Origin of the sequence: Paenibacillus sp. MMS20-IR301, assembly GCF_032302195.1 — a bacterium.
Taxonomy (GTDB): Bacteria; Bacillota; Bacilli; order Paenibacillales; family Paenibacillaceae; genus Paenibacillus_AQ.
In genome coordinates this window covers 2,481,241-2,497,618 of the sequence record NZ_CP135275.1, presented here as the reverse complement: position 1 = coordinate 2,497,618, position 16,378 = coordinate 2,481,241, and the positions used below count along the sequence as shown (strand labels likewise).

The window sequence follows — 16,378 nt, the reverse complement described above, 5'->3', positions numbered from 1 at the left end:
TCCTTAAAGGACATCAGGTTCGTTATTTAGCCGATTAGTGGGACTTTTGGCTGTTACGCTAAGCGATTAATCTGAAAACTGCTGCCGACTGTCTATATTCTTGACAGAGGGCCTGCGTTTGTATAACCCGTGCAATCAGGGAGACTCTAGAAATGGATGACTAATCATCCAAATATGGCCGGGAAGGGCTGGGTAGCCATGATGAAATTGTTGCTGGTCCGGGCAGGAACGCTCCTTATAATATTGAATGCTGCTCTTATTCCGCTTAGCGGCTGCGGAGTCATGAAAGACAAGCCGGCAATCCAGGACTTAAGTCTTGTGCTCGCCGGAATGGACGGCAGTGACGGCGTATCCTTCGAAGGGGAGGCGGCGCTGCTGCTTAGTGGGAAGGTGGTTCCAGAGTCATCGCTCTATTACGGGGGAAAGCTTGCGGACCATAATAAGGTGAGCCTGTATTCTATGCTCCCCGATAAAGGCAGACCGAAGAAGGCTGCGGCGGGGGCAGGTGTCCGTGATTTGGAGCAGAGCTCCGGCAAGGCTCCAATCTATTATACGCGGCTGGTAAAAGAAGACGGTGAATGGGGCATCAGGATGGCGGCGGCGGAGGCGCAGCAGACGGGTCCGCTGGAGGCGCTGAACCCGCTGCGCCAGCTGGAAGAGCTGCAGAGCCTGGAGAAGACAGTAACAGAGGAGACGGGAAGCGGCCGGGGGACGCGAGTGCTGCGCATTGAGCTGACGGCGGAAGAAGCGGGCAGACAACTGTCTGCAGAGCTGGAACGCGGGATGCAGGCGATCCGCCCTGAAGCGGGAGGCAGCGCCGGAGCGGCGGCTGGCAAGTCCGCTGAGGTGCTGGAGGCGCGCCGGGTCCTATGGGAGCAGAAGCAGGCTGAACTGCAGCAGCGGCTGAATCAGGCCAGCATCAGGTCGGTTTACTACCTTAAGGTTGATCCGAAGCGTAATCTGCCTACAAGGCTGACCTGGAAGCGTACGGCAGCATACCCCGGCAGCGCCGGGACGGTAACGGAGGAGACCTACATTACCCGGGTTGATTTTTACGGTTATGAATGAGAAGTAACATGACACAGATGCTTGCGCTCTATGGCGGAAGTGCTACAATATAACGGTATGTTTATTTTCAGTATCAGGAAGGAAGAGAGAGAATTATGAATGATCCCCGAATCGGGAAGCTTGCGGCGAACCTGGTAGGTTACTCCGTAAACGTACAGCCCGGCGAGAATGTGCTTGTTGAAATGATCGGCAGTGAAAGAGACTTGATTAAAGCGGTTGTGGAAGAAGTGGGCAAAGCCGGAGGCCATGCATTTGTGCAGCTGACGGACCGTACTGTTCTGCGCAGCATGCTGAAATATGCTACTCCGGAAGGGCTTAAGGCCTGGGCGGAAATCGATTTGAACCGGATGAAGCAGATGGACTGCTATATCGGAATCCGGGCCGGCGAGAACGTTAACGATCTGGCGGACGTGCCGGAAGAGAACATGAAGCTCTACAATTCCCTGTATTCCCACCCGGTACATAGTGAGCAGCGCGTCAAGCACACCAAATGGGTGGTGCTCCGCTACCCTAACGCCAGCATGGCCCAGCTTGCCAACACAAGCACGGAAGCCTTCGAAGACTTCTATTTTGAAGTATGCAATCTGGATTATGCCAAAATGGACAAAGCCCAGGATGCACTGGCAGAGCTGATGCGCAAAACCGACAAGGTGCGGATCTCCGGACCGGGAACAGAGCTTAGCTTCTCTATCAAAGGCATCGGCGCCGAGAAATGCTCCGGCCAGAAAAATATCCCTGACGGTGAAGTATACAGCGCGCCTGTACGCGATTCCGTAAACGGGACGATCAGCTACAATGCGGCCACCCTGTATAACGGCATTACCTTCGAGAATGTGAAGTTCAAGTTTGAGCACGGCAAAATTGTCGAAGCTACCAGCAATGACACAGCGCGGCTGAATGAAATTCTTGATTCCGATGACGGCGCACGCCATATCGGTGAATTCGCGATCGGCTTCAATCCGTATATTCTGCATCCGATGAAGGATATTCTGTTTGACGAGAAAATCGCCGGCAGCCTGCATTTCACACCGGGCCAGGCATATGATGTGACCGATAACGGCAACCGCTCCTCCATTCACTGGGATCTGGTGCTGATCCAGCGTCCGGAGTACGGCGGCGGAGAGATTTATTTCGATGATGTGCTGATCCGCAAGGACGGGATCTTCGTCGTGCCGGAACTGGAAGGTCTGAATCCGGAGAATCTGAAATAACATATAGCAGTAAGGTCAGTAATCAAGCTTATCAGGGCTTGTTTTAAAGAAACACCTTGCGTGAGTAAGCGGATTCAATGTATCATGGAATTGGTAGCAAATGAACCCATTTTTATAATCAAGTTGCGGAGGGATTCCTATGTCCAACAATGCGGCAATCGTGGATATTGCACAGACAGCTAGCCAGTTTAATTCATCTATCGTTCTCCAAGCGGACAACAAGTACATTGATGTGAAGAGCATCCTTGGCTTGTTCACTACCCTGGTCTCCAGCCAAAGCTATGAGCTTCATGTACATGGCACAGATGCCGAGGAAGCCAAGAAAGCAATGAGCGAAGTATTTGCCAAACACAATTTGAATTTTACAGTAGTAGCTGAGTAATCCATCATTCACAGGAGACGTCCGGCCTTGCGGCAGGGCGTCTTTGCTATGAATAAATTTATTTTTGTCCATTCTTCGTGAATATCCTGAACTGAATTCTTGTATTAGGTCCTAATTTCGACTAATATTAAGAATAATAAGCAGTAGCAGCTGTAACTTTTGGACATGGGGGGGAAAATGCATGACTTCATCGGATTTGCAGGAACAGCTAAATATCAAAGCAATCAATCTTCTTCAAGAAGATGCCGATAAAATTCAGAAGCTTATTGAAGTACAGATGGAGAATCTGGCGACTCGTTACTGCCCTCTCTATGAGGAAGTGCTGGATACCCAGATGTATGGTTTCTCCAGAGAAGTCGACTTTGCGGTTAGAGCAGGGCTGGTACCGGAATTTACGGGCAAGCAGGTGCTGAGCAAGCTGGAGCGTAATTTGGCGGTACTCTATGAAGCACTGAATAAGAAGGCAGAGGAGCGGGAGATGTAGAACCGTTCATTCATAAAAACGCACATAAGGACCCTGCGGGGCCGTTTATGTGCGTTTTTTTTGCTGGAGTGAGAACTAAAGCCCCACTTTGCAGTGGATTTTATACCAGATAGAACGATACTCCGAGAATGACGTACACCGCCAGAAGCAGCAGGCCTTCGTACCAGTTGGTCGCGCCGTCCTGAATGATGGACTTGGCGATAAACACAGATACGGCAATGGCCACGATCTCTATGGTTGTGAACACGATGGACATGGTGTTGCCCATGAAGTAGCTGGCAAAGATCAGCACCGGTGCGACGAACAGGGCAATCTGCAGGCTGCTGCCCACAGCAATTTCTACAGCGGCGCCGATCTTGTTCTTCATGGCGAGCATGATGGCTGCGCTGTGCTCAGCGGCATTACCGATGATCGCTACCAGGAAGGCGCCCACGAACAGCTCGCTGAAGCCAAACCGTTCTGTCAGGGTCTCCAGTGTCCCGACGAGCCATTCGCTGACGAATGCGACCATAACCGTAGCGATAATAAGATAGAGGATCGAACGGTTTCTGGACCAGACAGGCGCATGCTCATTGGGAAGCTCTTCAGCATGGTCATCGGTGACATCAGCCAGATACTTCTTGTGCGTAATCATCGAGAAGACCAGCCAGGCCATATAGGCAGCAATCAGCAGGCCGGCTACAACAAGGCTGAGCACATCCGTATCCTTCTCTGTGATGGAATGGGTGTTGAAGAACATGGCGGGAACGAACAGGGCGATGACCGCAACAATCATCAGGGAGCCGTTCAGCCCGGCAAGCGTAACGTTGAAATTCTGCACTTTGAACTTCATGCCTCCTGCAAAGATGCTGAGTCCGAGTACGAGCAGCAGGTTACCGATAATTGAGCCGGTGAGACTTGCTTTAACCATGTCGAAGAGTCCTTCCTTGACGAGGAAAAAAGCGATGATCAGCTCGGCCGCATTGCCGAAGGTGGCGTTCAGGAAGCCTCCCAGCCGTTGTCCGGCGTAGTGGGCCACGCTTTCTGTAGCCCGGCCGAGGAAGCCGGCTACGAAAATAACCGAGATGGCGGACAGGATAAACTGAAGCGTATGATCCCAGTTCGCATAATGTCCGATTGCGCTGAGCAGGAAGGTGATGACCAGCAGCGCCGGTGAGATCCATTTTTTCAAGGTAAGGCACACTCCAGTCTTTAGTATGTAGGTTGATTTCATAATCAATATAACCAAATTGTTCCTGACTGTAAACGGGGGGTGAGAGAAAGTCATTTGCTTTTTAGCCTGTTTTCGAATTACAATAATTGATAATGAGTGTAGGGGGGATATGGCATGGCGGAACAACTTCAACTGGAAATGGGAAATATACGGATATCGAATGACGTCGTCTCGAAGATCGCCGGATTGGCAGCACTGGAGACTCCTGGGATTGCAGCCATGTCTGGCGGACTGTCCGAAGGCTGGGCGAAACGCCTGAGCGGGAAGAACGTGCAAAAGGGTGTAACTGTCGAGGTTGGGCAGCTTGAAGCCGCAGTGGATTTGCGCATTATTGTTCTGTACGAAACACCGATTCACGAGGTATGCCGGATGCTGCAGCAGAATGTACGCGAGGCTGTCGAGAGCATGACCGGGCTTCACATTGTGGAGGTTAATGTTAAGGTTGAGGGCGTAGCCTTCAAGAATGACGAAATTTCGTAAGCGCTGCACTGAGCGATCAATGCCAATCATATGGGTGAGCAGTACAAAACAAGGCAGTCCGGAGAAGCTCCGGGCTGCCTTTTCAAGTTGTGAAGTTATTTAAAAGTGCAGATATCTGTCAGCGGGCGCTTGCGCGCGGGCGTACCTGGCGGACAGTAGTCACGGATTTGGTGACTTCCTTCTGCGCCGGACGGTTGGTTTCCCTTGAGATGCTGAGCATAATCCCCATACAGAGCATGCTGACAAGCAGAGAAGAGCCGCCGTAGCTGATAAAGGGCAGGGTAACCCCGGTAAGGGGAATGGTATTGGTTACACCGCCGATATTAATAAAGGCCTGAATGGCGATAAGTCCCATGACCCCGATACCGACCAGGGTCCCGAAGGGATCGGTACACCTGAGCGAGACCAGAATTCCCCGCCAGATGAAATAAAGATACAGCAGCAGGAAGATGGAGGTTCCGATGAAGCCTAATTCCTCGCCGATAACAGCAAAGATAAAGTCGGTATACGGGTAACGCAGATAGTGCAGCTTCTGGACACTTTGGCCAAAACCGGCTCCCTGCGGTCCGCCTTCGCCTAAGGCAATAAGGGATTGCATAATGTTGAAACCGCTGCCTTCTGAGTTGGCTTCAGGATCAAGAAACGCTTCGATGCGGCCTTGCCGGTAATCCTGGCCGTTCTCGACCTTGGCGGCCGGCTGAGTGATGGACTCGATGGCAGTCATCGTCCCGAGCACCAGTCCAACCCCGAGCACCAGCAGGGCGATCGAACCGATAATATGCTTCATGCTTGCTCCGCCGGCATAGATAACAAGTCCGCTGGTGGCTACCAGAATCATACAGGACCCGAAATCCGGCTGCATCATAATCAGTCCGGCGACGATGCCTACGATGATCATCACGGGAATGTAGCCGGTGCGCAGATCCCGGAGCCGTTCCCCCTTCTTGGTGATGAGTGCAGACAGGTACAGGATAATTGAGATCTTGGCCAGCTCTGTAGGCTGGATACCGAGCCCGAAGAGGTTGAGCCAGCTCCGGGCGCCATTGATCCGCTCGGCGAAAGCAACGGCAAGCAATAATCCTAACGTTATGACAAAAATCGGGGCATACCATTTCTTGAATTTGCTGTAGTGGATATTCATTACCACAAACATGATGAAGCTTCCGGCTAGAGCCCAGACTAATTGTTTTTTGACAAAATAAAACGCATCATTGCCGAATTTCTCGCTGGCCAGTGTCAGGCTGGAGCTGGAGCTGAACACCATTACCAGTCCGAAGCCGACGAGCAGCAGAGTGAGAATAAGAAGCTGGAAATCGGGCGTCCCTCTTTTGGGCAGGCGGGCTTTGGGGGCGGTCTTTCCTTTCGCTGTGCTCAAGCCTCCAGCAGCCCTTTCAATTCCGATATATGCTTCTGCGCGGCATCGAGTACCGGCTGAGGCACCGGAGAATCATACTCCAGGCCGTGCGGGAAAGTGGCTTTGCCCAAGTAGACGGCTTCAATCGCGAGTACAGCATCCGCCTTTTCCAGCTTTCCTTCCACGGCCCGCGTGTTAATGCGCAGGAAGTATTCCCCGCCGTTCTGGCGGTCTTCTATCTTGCAGTCGTAAGTAGCGCGGTAGTATTCCCATTGCCAGCGGATGAAACCGGCTTTGGCTGCACTTTCGTCGAGATAAAGCAGGTCGCTTGTCAATCCTACGAGGCCCGTGTTCTCAAATATCATAGCGCACAACTCCCCCTTATGAAGTATAATAGTACATTTGAAAATAGAAATTGCCCATGTTCTTCCTCATGATAGTATGTTTCCCGGGGTTGTGCAAGGTAGAGAGGGCCTACCGATACCCACTTTTTTGCGTTTCTGCTACAATAAAGAGATATGGCATACTGCGGCATGAGCCAGCATGGAGGGAGAACGCCGGGGAGCCGGCGCCGGATGCTGCCGGAGAAGGGAATGGAGAAGTATGGTGAGGTTAACATTAGAGGAGCTGCTGCCGGAAATGGTGGAATGGCGGCGCCATTTGCACCGCAATCCGGAGCTGTCCTACCAGGAGAAGGAGACTTCGGCCTATGTAGCGGACAAGCTGGCCGGCCTTGGGATCGAAGTCAAGAAGAGCGGGGCAGGCTACGGGCTGACGGGAATTCTGAAGGGGAATACGCCCGGCAAGACAGTTGTGCTGCGCGCGGATATGGATGCGCTGGCTATTACGGAGGAGAACGGGCGGGACTATGCTTCGCAGCGTCCCGGTGTTATGCATGCCTGCGGGCATGACGGGCATACGGCGATGCTCCTCGCTGCTGCTGCCTATTACAGCGCACGCCGCGGGGAGCTGCAGGGAGAGATCCGTTTTCTGTTCCAGCCTGCGGAAGAGGTCTGCCCCGGCGGGGCCATGGGGATGATCGCGGAAGGCGTGCTGGACGCTGCGGATGCTGTATACGGTCTGCATTTGTGGACGCCGTTTCCGCTCGGCACAGTAGCCAGTGCGCCAGGGCCGCTGATGGCCTCCGCCGATGAGTTCTTTATCGATATAACCGGCAAAGGCGGGCACGGCGGCATGCCGCACCGCACAGTAGACAGCATTGTAGCCGGTGCTGCGCTGGTTACCCAGCTGCAGAGTATTGTAAGCAGGTCGGTTGATCCGCTGCGTCCCGCTGTTGTCAGTGTAGGGACCATTCAGGGCGGATCGGCCCAGAACATTATTGCGGAGCGCTGCCGGATTACCGGTACCGTGCGGGCGTTCGATGAAGAGACGCGTTATCTGATCCGCCGCAGAATTGAGGAGCTGGCTGCCGCGACAGCAGCGGCCTATGGTGCGGAAGCGAAGGTGGATTATCTGATGGGCTATCCGCCGCTGGTGAATGATGAAGCGGAATATAGCCGCTTTGCCCGTGTGGCTCCCGCTGCCCTTGGAGCAGAAGCAAACGTTATGCTGATGGAGAAAATTATGCCGGCGGAGGACTTCTCCTACTATGTGAAGGAAATTCCCGGCTGCTTCATCTTTGTGGGTGCGGGCAATCCGGATAAGGATGCTGTCTATCCGCATCATCACAGCAAATTTGACTTTGACGAGGATGCCATGCTGTATGGTGCAAAGCTGCTAGTTGCCATGGCGGACTCCTGTCTGAACGAATAGCCTTTTTTCTGTATAATTACGCTTTTCTCAGGAGAACCTACTTCCGTATACCAGGATTACAGGACGGAGGGGTTCTTGCTTGAAGACAATTGCCAGACCGATACGAGAGAAGCCCATGTCCGCTTGCTGCGGGTGGGCTTCTTTGTTGTTGCGGGCAGAGCCAATCCGGCTGATGGACCGCTGTCATATCTATTACAAGGAGGCATTGCTATGAAAGGGGCAGAGACAGGAGCATGCATTACCCGCAGCGACCGGACCATTCTGCTGGAATGTGCCCATCCCGGATATGAGGCGGCAAGGGCGGCTCTGGCTGATTTTGCCGAGCTGCTCAAAAGCCCGCCCGCCTATCATACCTACCGGATTACCCCGCTGTCGCTCTGGAATGCAGCGGCAAGGGGACATACACCGGAAGCCGTGATTGATACGCTCCGCGGGCTCTCGCGCTGGGGAATTCCTTCCGGCCTTGAAGGGGAGATTACGCTGCTGATGTCCCGTTACGGGCTGCTGCAGCTCTGCAGGCATGAGAGCAATCCGCTGCTGGTTACACTGTCTGCCGCTCAGGCCGGACTGCTGGATGAACTGGAGCTGCTGGAAGGAAGCCGGAGCTTACGCGAGCTGGGCCTGCACCGGGCAGGTCCGGTAGAGAGCCACTGCCCCAAGGCTAACCGGGGTCTGCTGAAGCAGGAGCTGACTAGAATGGGCTATCCCGTGCTGGATTATGCCGGTTACCGGGACGGGCAGGAGCTGAAGCTGGCCTTACGGGAGGCGGACGAAGCCGGGGAGGATCATGCAGGTGCGGAGTTCGGCCTCCGCGCCTACCAGCAGGAGGCTGTGAGCCGGTTCCAGGGCATCAGCGGTACCGGGGGCAGCGGAGTAGTTGTCCTTCCCTGCGGCGCGGGCAAGACAGTAGTCGGCCTTGCCGTACTGGAGAAGCTGCAGTGCGAAACGCTGATCCTCACCTCCAGCACTACTTCGGTGGAACAGTGGCGGGCGGAGCTGCTGCAGCGTACGACACTTCTGCCGGAAGAGGTAGGGGAGTATACCGGCGAGAACAGGGAGGTACGGCCAGTAACCGTAGCTACCTATCAGATGCTCACACACCGGAGTGCAAAGGGCGGGCCATTCCTGCATATGAGCCTGTTTAATGAACGGAACTGGGGGCTCATTATCTATGATGAGGTCCACCTGCTGCCCGCCCCTGTCTTCCGGGCAACAGCGGATATTCAGGCAACGCGCCGGCTCGGCCTGACCGCGACACTGGTGCGGGAGGATGGCCGTGAAGGCGACGTGTTCTCGCTGATCGGCCCGAAATGTTATGATCTGCCCTGGAAGGTGCTGGAGCAGCAGGGCTTTATTGCGGCTGTGGATTGCATCGAGGTGATCGTTCCGATGAATCAGCGGCTGAGGCAGCAATATCTGTACGCCGGAGCGAAGGAGCAGTTCCGCCTGGCCGCAGGGAATCAGGCGAAGGCTGCGGCTGCCGCGCAGATTGCTGCAGCCCATCCTGGAGCAGCGGTACTGGTGATCGGCCAGTACCTGGATCAGCTGCAGCAGCTGGCAGAGCAGCTGGATGCGCCGCTTATTACCGGCAAAACCCCGCATAAGGAACGCAGTGCACTCTACGCAGCCTTCAACGAGGGAAGGCTGCCGCTACTGATCGTCTCCAAGGTGGCTAACTTTGCCGTGAACCTGCCGGATGCTTCAGTAGCGGTGGAGGTATCCGGGGCCTTCGGTTCCCGGCAGGAGGAGGCGCAGCGGCTGGGCCGGATTCTGCGTCCTAAGCCCGGCGATAACAAGGCGTACTTCTATACGCTGGTCTCCGGTGAGAGCCGCGAGCTGGATTTCGCCCTGCGGCGCCGGATGTTCTTGACCGAGCAGGGCTACGAATATGCGGTCCGGCAGCTGGAGCCGCCAGAGGAGGCTGTTCTGTGATGGCGGCGGAGTTGCATGCAGCATTAACGCAGCTGTCGCCGGAGGCGCGGCTTGTACTGGAGCGGATTTGTGCGGCTCACGCGGCTCTGCCCTTTCCGGCGGAGACAGCCGGGCGGCTGCGGCCGGACTACCTGTGCCGCGCCGAACAGGAGCTGGCCCTGCAGGAGCTGCGCCGGGCCGGGATGCTGGAGCTGCGCCGCAAGCTGTGGGGCGATACGCTGTACCAGATTCCGCAGCAGCATCTGGCGCAGATTCAGCGCCTCTTCGGGCCGCCCGCACAGCAGCCACTGAATGAGGCGGCTGTGCGGCTGGAATATCCAGCCTGCACAGGGCTCGCCGCCGAGCTGTTCAAGGCGCTGCTGTTTACAGCCCGCGAGGGGCTGCCCCTGACGGCGAAAGGCGTCATCCATAAGAAGCAGCTGGGCCGTCTGGCCGGGCAGCTGGCCCTGCGTGAGGAGCATCTGTCCGGGCTGCTGCTGCAACAGTCCGGCCCTGAGCAATATCCGCTGCCGGTAATGGTTATTGTAGATCTGATGGCTGTGCTGGGCCTTATCAGCCGTGAGCCTGGCGCATATCAGCCCGACCCGGTACGGCTGCAGCAATGGCTGGCTAAGCCGGAGCCGGAGATGACGGATCTGCTCTACCGGATCGTAATCAGCCGCTACAGCTGTTCAGAGCCCGCTGTGCAGCATTTCAGGCATCTGATCGCTGCGGCGGAATTCCCGCCGGGGCAATGGTTCGCTGCCGCCCCCGTTCTGGACTGGATGAGCGGCCGCGGGCTTGCTCCCGGGCAGCAGGAGGATGCTGCGGCCGGCTCAGGACTTAACGGAGCTGTACAGGCATGGCTCAGCTGCCTGGCCGGATTCGGCTGGTGTGACCTGGGGTATACAGCAGAAGGGGAAGCCTGCTTCCGCTGGAAGGCAGGGAAACCGCAGCTGGAAGCGGAGCGGGCAGCGGCAGAGTGGAATGCGGGCAGCGGCGGCCCGCCGGAGGCAGATCCGGCAGCAGGCTTCATTGTTCAGCCGGACTTTGAGGTTCTTGTACCGCCGGACGTTCCCTTCAGCATCCGCTGGCGGCTGGCCGCATATGCCGAACTGCTGCATAATGAGGATCTCTGGAGCTTCCGGCTGACCCGGGAGCTGCTGGAGACTGCAGCGGAGCAGGGCAGCCCGCCTGAGCAGAGCATTGCCTGGCTGGCGGCCCATACGACCGGCGGACTGCCGGAGCAGGTGGAGCTGGCGCTCCGGCAGTGGGCCAGAGGCATCGGGCGGACAGCCTTATCAGAGGTGATCCTTCTGTCCTGTGCCGGTGAAGCAGACGGGGAGGCTATTGCAGCCCATCCCCGGCTGCAGGATATTATTACCCGGATCGGCCCGCTCCATTTCCTTGTCCGCCCGGATGGCATCCAGCAGCTGCGCAGTGAGCTGGCAGGCTCGGGCATGAACCCGCAGATGTTGTCCGGAGGGCGGGAGGAGGCTGACAGGCCGGCCTGCTGGTCTGAAGCTCCCGGATTACCTGCGGCTGCGGATATCCCTTACCGGCTGCCGGATAAGGCGGAGGAACGCGGCCTCCTGGGCAAGGGGGCTCCTCCGCAGCTGCTGCCGCCGGGAACAGGGGCTGAAGAGCAGGGGCGGCAGCTCCCCGGAGAAGAAGCGGTTCCGCAGATGTGGATGAACCAGTGGAGGCAATATCATGCCACTACCGCACAGAAGGTAATGGAGCAGGCGCTGGCCTGGGGAATCAAGGTCAGAATCTCGCGCCTGGGCCAGCAGGGCGACTTTATTCCGGAGCAGCTCAGCGGGCGTCCGTGGTCTGTGCGGGGGATTATGCTGCTTCCCGGAGCAGAGGCCGGGGAGGAGATTCAGCTTGCCGCCGGAGACTGGCAGGAAATGCAGCTGCTGTCTCCGCTCAAATATGGAAATTCCTCTTCTGCTGAAGCGGGCGGATATGTTATGATAAGGTAGTCTACCGCCCGCGGTAGAACATTAATGCGGAAATGAGATGAAGTTCATGAGCGTAGCGGAATTGAATACGGTTGATATGGCCGAAGTGCTGACATACGCCTATGAATTAGGCGATATGATTAACCAATCCGCCGAAGTGTCGGATTATTTATACTGGAAGGGGCGGGTCGACCAGAACCCCGAAATCCAGGCCATGATCAAACGGCTGCAAGCCCAGAAGGAGCTGTTTGAGGAGACACAGCGGTTTGGCCATTTTCACCCGAACTATCATTCGGCCAAGGATCAGGTTGAGCTGGTAGAACGGGAACTGGAACAGTTCGAGGAGGTTGTCCGCTTCAAGGATGCGGAGAAGACGCTGGATGATATTCTGCATTCCATGTCTGAAGCGATTGCCTTCTCGGTATCGGACAGCATCAAGGTGCCAAGCAATGATCCGCTCCCCAAAGGCGGATGCGGCAGCGGCGGCAAATGCTCCTGCGGATAAGCTGGCCCTGACAGGAAATAGAGACAGAAAGGCGGATGAGCTTATGTTTGCGGAACGGACAGGTTATATCGTATGGGTCAGCGACGTCAAAGCGGCGCGGAATCTGGAGAAGTACGGGACACTGCATTATGTTTCCCGAAAAATGCACTATGCAGTAATGTATGTAAATGCGGAGCGGGCAGAGGAAGTCATGAAGAATGTGCGCAGACTTTCCTATGTACGCAAGATTGAGCGTTCTTACCGCAATGAACTTAAGACGGAATATACCAGCAACGGACCGGACAAGTCCCGTTACTATGGTTTGTAATTTTTGTGAATTCAGATATAGCAATAACTTGGACGGGCGCTGCTGCGCCTGTTTTTTTTAGGATTACAATGGAAATGTGAATACGGGGTATACCCGGGACAGCCTGGAATGAAATTATGTCCAATCTGCAAAAATTGTCGGCAGAAGGCATTGACTAATCATCGTAGTTTATACCTGCTTAATACTTCCAATCTATGCTGAAGAAAGAGTGACAAAATTCACGAAGAAAAGCATACAGGTGATATGATGAATAAATCAGGGGCGCTGGCCCGTAAACTGGCGGCTCTGCCGCAGTATCTCCAGCATCTGGGCGGCATATTCAGAGAGGAAGCGAGGGAACTGGGCAGGTTGTCCATGCTGCTTGAAATTATGAACAATGAACTGCTGGATACGTACTTTCAGCCGATTCTGCACCTGCGCAGCGGGAAGACTGTCGGTCATGAGGTTCTGAACAGGCCGCCGAGCTCCCCGCAGTTTCCCAGCACGGAGCATTTTTATGATTTTGCCGGGCGGACGGAGCAGATGTTCAGGTTTGAGCAGTACTGCCGGAGAATGTCGCTGTCCCGGTATATGGAGAGAGTGCCGGTGGAGGATGCTGACGGGGACAAGCTTGTTTTTATTAATGTGCACCCGGGAGTGCTTAATGATTCCCGCCACAAAAGCGGAGAAACCCTTATGCTGCTTAAGGAGCTGGGGCTTGCGCCCGAGCGGGTGGTCTTCGAGCTGACGGAACGCCAGGCGGTTCAGGATTATATCGGCTTCGAGAAGGTGCTTTCCCATTACCGGGAGCAGGGCTTCCGGATTGCCGTGGACGATGCAGGCTCCGGTTATAACAGCCTTAAGACGCTGGTCTACCTCAAGCCGGAGTTCATCAAACTGGACAAGTCCCTGATCCGCGGAATCCACGGCAGCCGGGAACAGCAGGAGCTCCTGGAGCTGGTCCGGGAATATGCGGAGCGCTCATCCACCCGGGTGATTGCTGAAGGAATCGAGACGGTGCAGGAGCTGCAATTTTTACAGATGGCCGGGGTTGACTTTGGTCAGGGGTATGCGCTCGGGAGACCGGCCCATCACCCTGGATATGGAGGGTTTCCGGCATCGGCACTGCAGTTTCCAGTTAGGGGAGGTTATAGGCATGTTTCTTCAAATCGGTGAAATTGCCGAACAGATTCCGCAAATTACACTAAATCATAAATGTGAAACTGTAGATCAGATTTTTAAAAGCAATCCGCAGCTCCAGGGTGTTGCGGTCACTGAGAACGGGTGTACAGTGGCGCTAATTATGCGGATCCGCTTTTATCAGCAAATCGGGACCTTATACGGGTATACGCTGTACATGGGCAGATCTGTGGAGCTGGTGATGGACAAAAATCCGCTGGTAGTGGATTACAAGACGCCGATCATTGATGTGAGCAGGCTGGCCATGGCGAGGAATGAAGAGAATTTGTACGATTATGTCATCGTTACGCATGAAAATACACTGTTCGGAGCGGTGAGTGTGCGGGATCTGCTGCTTAATTTTGCTGAAATCCAGGCGGTGGCTGCAAGCTTCCTGAACCCTTTAACCGGGCTTCCGGGCAATATCAGCATTACGGAATGGATGATCAAATCGCTGCTTCAGGAGCAGTTCAGTGTGCTGTACATCGACCTTGACCATTTCAAGGCCTACAATGATACCTACGGATTCAAGGAAGGCGACCGGATGATTCAGGCTACGGCAGAGATTCTGAAGCATGAGGCGCTGCGCCTGGACGGGTTTCTTGGGCATATCGGCGGGGATGATTTTATTATATTTATCAGTGATTATAACTATGAGGAATGCTGCAAGAGCATCATCCGGGCCTTCGAGACTGCAGTGAAGGATTTCTACCATGCCGGGCATCTGGCCCAGCAGTATGTGCTGACGGAGAGCCGTTCCGGACGGATGGAGGAAATTCCGCTCGTCTCCATCTCCATCGCCGTTGTGACGAACCGCAGCCGCAGATTTGACTCCATAGAAGACCTGTCAGAAGAAGCGGCCCGCTTCAAAAAAAGCTGTAAAATGATCAAGGGCAGCAGCTACGTGGATGATAGCGATATCAGCATGCACAGGAGCAGGCGTTGAGACATGCACCCATCACAGCTCACAGGGGTAACAGGTATGCTTGATCAACAGTCGTCAATGCGGTAAGATTGACAACAATAAGAGCATGCCAAGACCCTTTTACGTGGAGTGTGATGACAATGCATGGCAAGGGGATGGAATGGTGGGGGGCCTATGAGCCTTTTCATATCATGCTGAATGAATACGGGATTGCCGATGTCGTGCTGACCCAGCATGCGAAGAGCCGTTACAGTGACCGGATTGCCCAGGAGGACGGCGGGGACAGTGAGGTGACAGCCTGGCTCTGGCAATGCCTGAAGCAGAACCGGGTGCGGCCTTACTCCCGAAGTGAATATAACGCTTATCTGATTGACAATGATACGGTCATTGTAGCAGATTTCAGGCAGCTTGAGGGGGTCACAGCGCTCTCCGGGGAGCGGCTGTACGTTATGGTAATCGTGTCCTTTCTCGGCAAAATCTCGGTGACGCCCCAGCTGCGGGACCTCAAAACGTATTATTCGTGGCTGCGCCACTCCCGCCGTATGAAGCTGATGAAGAAGCGCCGCAGACGCAAGTAAGGGGACGGAAGGAACGAAGGCATGCGGCCGGAGGCTGCGTGCCTTTTTTTACCTGTTGGGGTCATTATCTAAGCTAAAGCTCCGCTTTGCGGGGGAATCGGAAATCAGGCAAAGGAGTCAGGAAGTTATGAATTTTCATCAGCTTCATATTTTTTACACCGTGTCCGAGCGGGGCAGCTTCTCGGCGGCGGCATTGACACTGCATATGACCCAGCCGGCGGTGACCATGCAGATTCAGGCGCTGGAGGATTATTTCGGAACAAAGCTGTTTGACCGCTCGACCAAAAAAATTATGCTCTCTGAAGCCGGGCGCACGCTTATGCCGTTCGCGCTGCGCAGCATGCAGCTGATGCGGGAGACGGATCAGGCGATGTCGGCCTTCACGCATATGCTGGAGGGCCGGCTGCAGCTCGGGGCGAGCCTGACGATCGGCGAATATGTGCTTCCGCGCCTGCTCGGCCCCTTCGGCCGTGAATATCCGAATATCTCCATCATGATGAAGGTGATGAACACCTCGCAGATTATGGATGAGATCCATAAGCATCAGCTGAATTTCGGATTGATTGAAGCTCCGGTCTCCCATCCGGATATGGAGATTGAGCCCGTCATGGGCGATGAGCTGAAGCTGATTGTTCCCCGTGATCATCCGCTGGCGGACCGGGCTGAGGTTACACTTGGCGATGCGCTCGGGTATCCGTTCGTGCTGCGCGAGCAGGGATCGGGCACCCGGCGGGTGATGGAGGAGCAGCTGCTGGCGAAAGGGCTGGACCCTGCTGCCATGCGGATTGTGATGGAGCTGGGCAGCACAGGGGCGGTGAAGTCGGCTGTAGAGGCGGGGCTGGGGATTACGATTATCTCGACCTCGTCGGTCAAGCATGAGGTGGCGCTCGGGCTGCTGAAGGTCGTGAATCTGCAGGATGCTTCATTCAAACGGCAGTTCTATGCGATTCATCTGAAATCGACGCTGCTGCCGATCTCGGCGGTAACCTTCCTGACCTTCCTGCGCCAGCATGCAGACGGCCAGTAGCGAATTGGAACAGGACAAGACTTTATTCCCGGAGGCGG

General features: G+C 55.2%; 17 protein-coding genes. 14 read left to right on the top strand and 3 right to left on the bottom strand.

The window, feature by feature from the left end; all coding sequences use genetic code 11:
* Positions 1 to 156: 156 nt before the first annotated feature.
* From LOS79_RS11095 to LOS79_RS11080, 4 genes are all read left to right on the top strand, one after another.
* Positions 157 to 1,068 carry a hypothetical protein gene (locus tag LOS79_RS11095; protein ID WP_315419383.1) on the top strand — a complete coding sequence of 304 codons (912 nt, stop codon included), beginning with the start codon at positions 157 to 159 and terminating at the stop codon, positions 1,066 to 1,068.
* 95 nt (positions 1,069 to 1,163) lie between these two features.
* A complete protein-coding gene (locus LOS79_RS11090; RefSeq protein WP_315419380.1) occupies positions 1,164 to 2,279 on the top strand; it encodes an aminopeptidase in 1,116 nt (371 codons plus the stop codon).
* A gap of 139 nt (positions 2,280 to 2,418) precedes the next feature.
* Positions 2,419 to 2,661, top strand: coding sequence for an HPr family phosphocarrier protein (locus tag LOS79_RS11085; protein WP_036695008.1), 243 nt, complete (start codon positions 2,419 to 2,421; stop codon positions 2,659 to 2,661).
* A 181-nt stretch (positions 2,662 to 2,842) separates the two neighbouring features.
* The gene (locus LOS79_RS11080) at positions 2,843 to 3,145 is read left to right on the top strand and encodes an Fpa/YlaN family protein (RefSeq protein WP_173126212.1); all 303 of its coding nucleotides are present in this window, start codon (positions 2,843 to 2,845) and stop codon (positions 3,143 to 3,145) included.
* A 100-nt stretch (positions 3,146 to 3,245) separates the two neighbouring features.
* Here LOS79_RS11080 and cax read toward each other — a convergent pair whose 3' ends face one another.
* A complete protein-coding gene (cax, locus tag LOS79_RS11075; RefSeq protein ID WP_315419375.1) occupies positions 3,246 to 4,316 on the bottom strand; it encodes a calcium/proton exchanger in 1,071 nt (356 codons plus the stop codon).
* Between the two features lie 156 nt (positions 4,317 to 4,472).
* On the opposite strand from cax, the gene LOS79_RS11070 reads away from it, so the two are divergent.
* The gene (locus tag LOS79_RS11070; RefSeq protein ID WP_019911482.1) at positions 4,473 to 4,838 is read left to right on the top strand and encodes an Asp23/Gls24 family envelope stress response protein; all 366 of its coding nucleotides are present in this window, start codon (positions 4,473 to 4,475) and stop codon (positions 4,836 to 4,838) included.
* 118 nt (positions 4,839 to 4,956) lie between these two features.
* Here the strand turns inward: LOS79_RS11070 and ftsW are convergent, their stop codons facing one another.
* The gene (gene ftsW, locus LOS79_RS11065; protein WP_315419361.1) at positions 4,957 to 6,213 is read right to left on the bottom strand and encodes a putative lipid II flippase FtsW; all 1,257 of its coding nucleotides are present in this window, start codon (positions 6,211 to 6,213) and stop codon (positions 4,957 to 4,959) included.
* Positions 6,210 to 6,557 (bottom strand): YugN family protein, encoded by a 348-nt coding sequence (locus LOS79_RS11060; protein ID WP_315419359.1) that lies wholly within the window; start codon positions 6,555 to 6,557, stop codon positions 6,210 to 6,212. Before LOS79_RS11060 ends, ftsW begins: the two co-directional genes overlap by 4 nt.
* A 238-nt stretch (positions 6,558 to 6,795) precedes the next feature.
* Between LOS79_RS11060 and LOS79_RS11055 the strand changes: the two genes are divergently transcribed.
* The 9 genes from LOS79_RS11055 to LOS79_RS11015 all read left to right on the top strand — a co-directional run bounded on the left by LOS79_RS11055 (position 6,796) and on the right by LOS79_RS11015 (position 16,340).
* Positions 6,796 to 7,965 carry an amidohydrolase gene (locus tag LOS79_RS11055; RefSeq protein WP_315419356.1) on the top strand — a complete coding sequence of 390 codons (1,170 nt, stop codon included), beginning with the start codon at positions 6,796 to 6,798 and terminating at the stop codon, positions 7,963 to 7,965.
* 210 nt (positions 7,966 to 8,175) lie between these two features.
* Positions 8,176 to 9,897, top strand: a complete 1,722-nt coding sequence (locus tag LOS79_RS11050) for a DNA repair helicase XPB (protein WP_315419353.1) — start codon at positions 8,176 to 8,178, stop codon at positions 9,895 to 9,897.
* Complete coding sequence (locus LOS79_RS11045; RefSeq protein WP_315419351.1) at positions 9,897 to 11,861, top strand: helicase-associated domain-containing protein; 1,965 nt, start codon at positions 9,897 to 9,899, stop codon at positions 11,859 to 11,861. The genes LOS79_RS11050 and LOS79_RS11045 overlap by 1 nt, the downstream gene beginning before the upstream one ends.
* Before the next feature lie 46 nt (positions 11,862 to 11,907).
* Positions 11,908 to 12,345, top strand: a complete 438-nt coding sequence (locus tag LOS79_RS11040) for a YlbF/YmcA family competence regulator (protein WP_315419348.1) — start codon at positions 11,908 to 11,910, stop codon at positions 12,343 to 12,345.
* Positions 12,346 to 12,388: 43 nt separating this feature from the next.
* Complete coding sequence (locus LOS79_RS11035; RefSeq protein WP_020432997.1) at positions 12,389 to 12,652, top strand: YlbG family protein; 264 nt, start codon at positions 12,389 to 12,391, stop codon at positions 12,650 to 12,652.
* 243 nt (positions 12,653 to 12,895) lie between these two features.
* Positions 12,896 to 13,807 carry an EAL domain-containing protein gene (locus LOS79_RS11030; protein WP_315419346.1) on the top strand — a complete coding sequence of 304 codons (912 nt, stop codon included), beginning with the start codon at positions 12,896 to 12,898 and terminating at the stop codon, positions 13,805 to 13,807.
* Positions 13,788 to 14,756, top strand: coding sequence for a GGDEF domain-containing protein (locus tag LOS79_RS11025; RefSeq protein WP_315419343.1), 969 nt, complete (start codon positions 13,788 to 13,790; stop codon positions 14,754 to 14,756). The genes LOS79_RS11030 and LOS79_RS11025 overlap by 20 nt, the downstream gene beginning before the upstream one ends.
* Positions 14,757 to 14,869: 113 nt before the next feature.
* Entirely contained in the window at positions 14,870 to 15,313 is a 444-nt protein-coding gene (locus LOS79_RS11020; protein ID WP_315422153.1) for a hypothetical protein, read from the top strand.
* A gap of 127 nt (positions 15,314 to 15,440) precedes the next feature.
* The gene (locus LOS79_RS11015; protein ID WP_315419340.1) at positions 15,441 to 16,340 is read left to right on the top strand and encodes a selenium metabolism-associated LysR family transcriptional regulator; all 900 of its coding nucleotides are present in this window, start codon (positions 15,441 to 15,443) and stop codon (positions 16,338 to 16,340) included.
* The last annotated feature ends 38 nt before the right edge of the window (positions 16,341 to 16,378 follow it).

Bases quoted from the DNA above. Each gene is read 5' to 3' on its own strand.
- LOS79_RS11080 (WP_173126212.1), top strand. From the start codon at position 2,843: ATGACTTCATCGGATTTGCAGGAACAGCTAAATATCAAAGCAATCAAT.
- LOS79_RS11020 (WP_315422153.1), top strand. From the start codon at position 14,870: ATGACAATGCATGGCAAGGGGATGGAATGGTGGGGGGCCTATGAGCCT.
- LOS79_RS11035 (WP_020432997.1), top strand. From the start codon at position 12,389: ATGTTTGCGGAACGGACAGGTTATATCGTATGGGTCAGCGACGTCAAA.
- LOS79_RS11085 (WP_036695008.1), top strand. From the start codon at position 2,419: ATGTCCAACAATGCGGCAATCGTGGATATTGCACAGACAGCTAGCCAG.
- LOS79_RS11040 (WP_315419348.1), top strand. From the start codon at position 11,908: ATGAGCGTAGCGGAATTGAATACGGTTGATATGGCCGAAGTGCTGACA.
- LOS79_RS11095 (WP_315419383.1), top strand. From the start codon at position 157: ATGACTAATCATCCAAATATGGCCGGGAAGGGCTGGGTAGCCATGATG.
- LOS79_RS11045 (WP_315419351.1), top strand. From the start codon at position 9,897: ATGGCGGCGGAGTTGCATGCAGCATTAACGCAGCTGTCGCCGGAGGCG.
- LOS79_RS11050 (WP_315419353.1), top strand. From the start codon at position 8,176: ATGAAAGGGGCAGAGACAGGAGCATGCATTACCCGCAGCGACCGGACC.
- LOS79_RS11060 (WP_315419359.1), bottom strand. From the start codon at position 6,557: ATGATATTTGAGAACACGGGCCTCGTAGGATTGACAAGCGACCTGCTT.
- LOS79_RS11025 (WP_315419343.1), top strand. From the start codon at position 13,788: ATGTTTCTTCAAATCGGTGAAATTGCCGAACAGATTCCGCAAATTACA.
- LOS79_RS11055 (WP_315419356.1), top strand. From the start codon at position 6,796: ATGGTGAGGTTAACATTAGAGGAGCTGCTGCCGGAAATGGTGGAATGG.
- LOS79_RS11090 (WP_315419380.1), top strand. From the start codon at position 1,164: ATGAATGATCCCCGAATCGGGAAGCTTGCGGCGAACCTGGTAGGTTAC.
- LOS79_RS11070 (WP_019911482.1), top strand. From the start codon at position 4,473: ATGGCGGAACAACTTCAACTGGAAATGGGAAATATACGGATATCGAAT.
- LOS79_RS11015 (WP_315419340.1), top strand. From the start codon at position 15,441: ATGAATTTTCATCAGCTTCATATTTTTTACACCGTGTCCGAGCGGGGC.
- LOS79_RS11030 (WP_315419346.1), top strand. From the start codon at position 12,896: ATGATGAATAAATCAGGGGCGCTGGCCCGTAAACTGGCGGCTCTGCCG.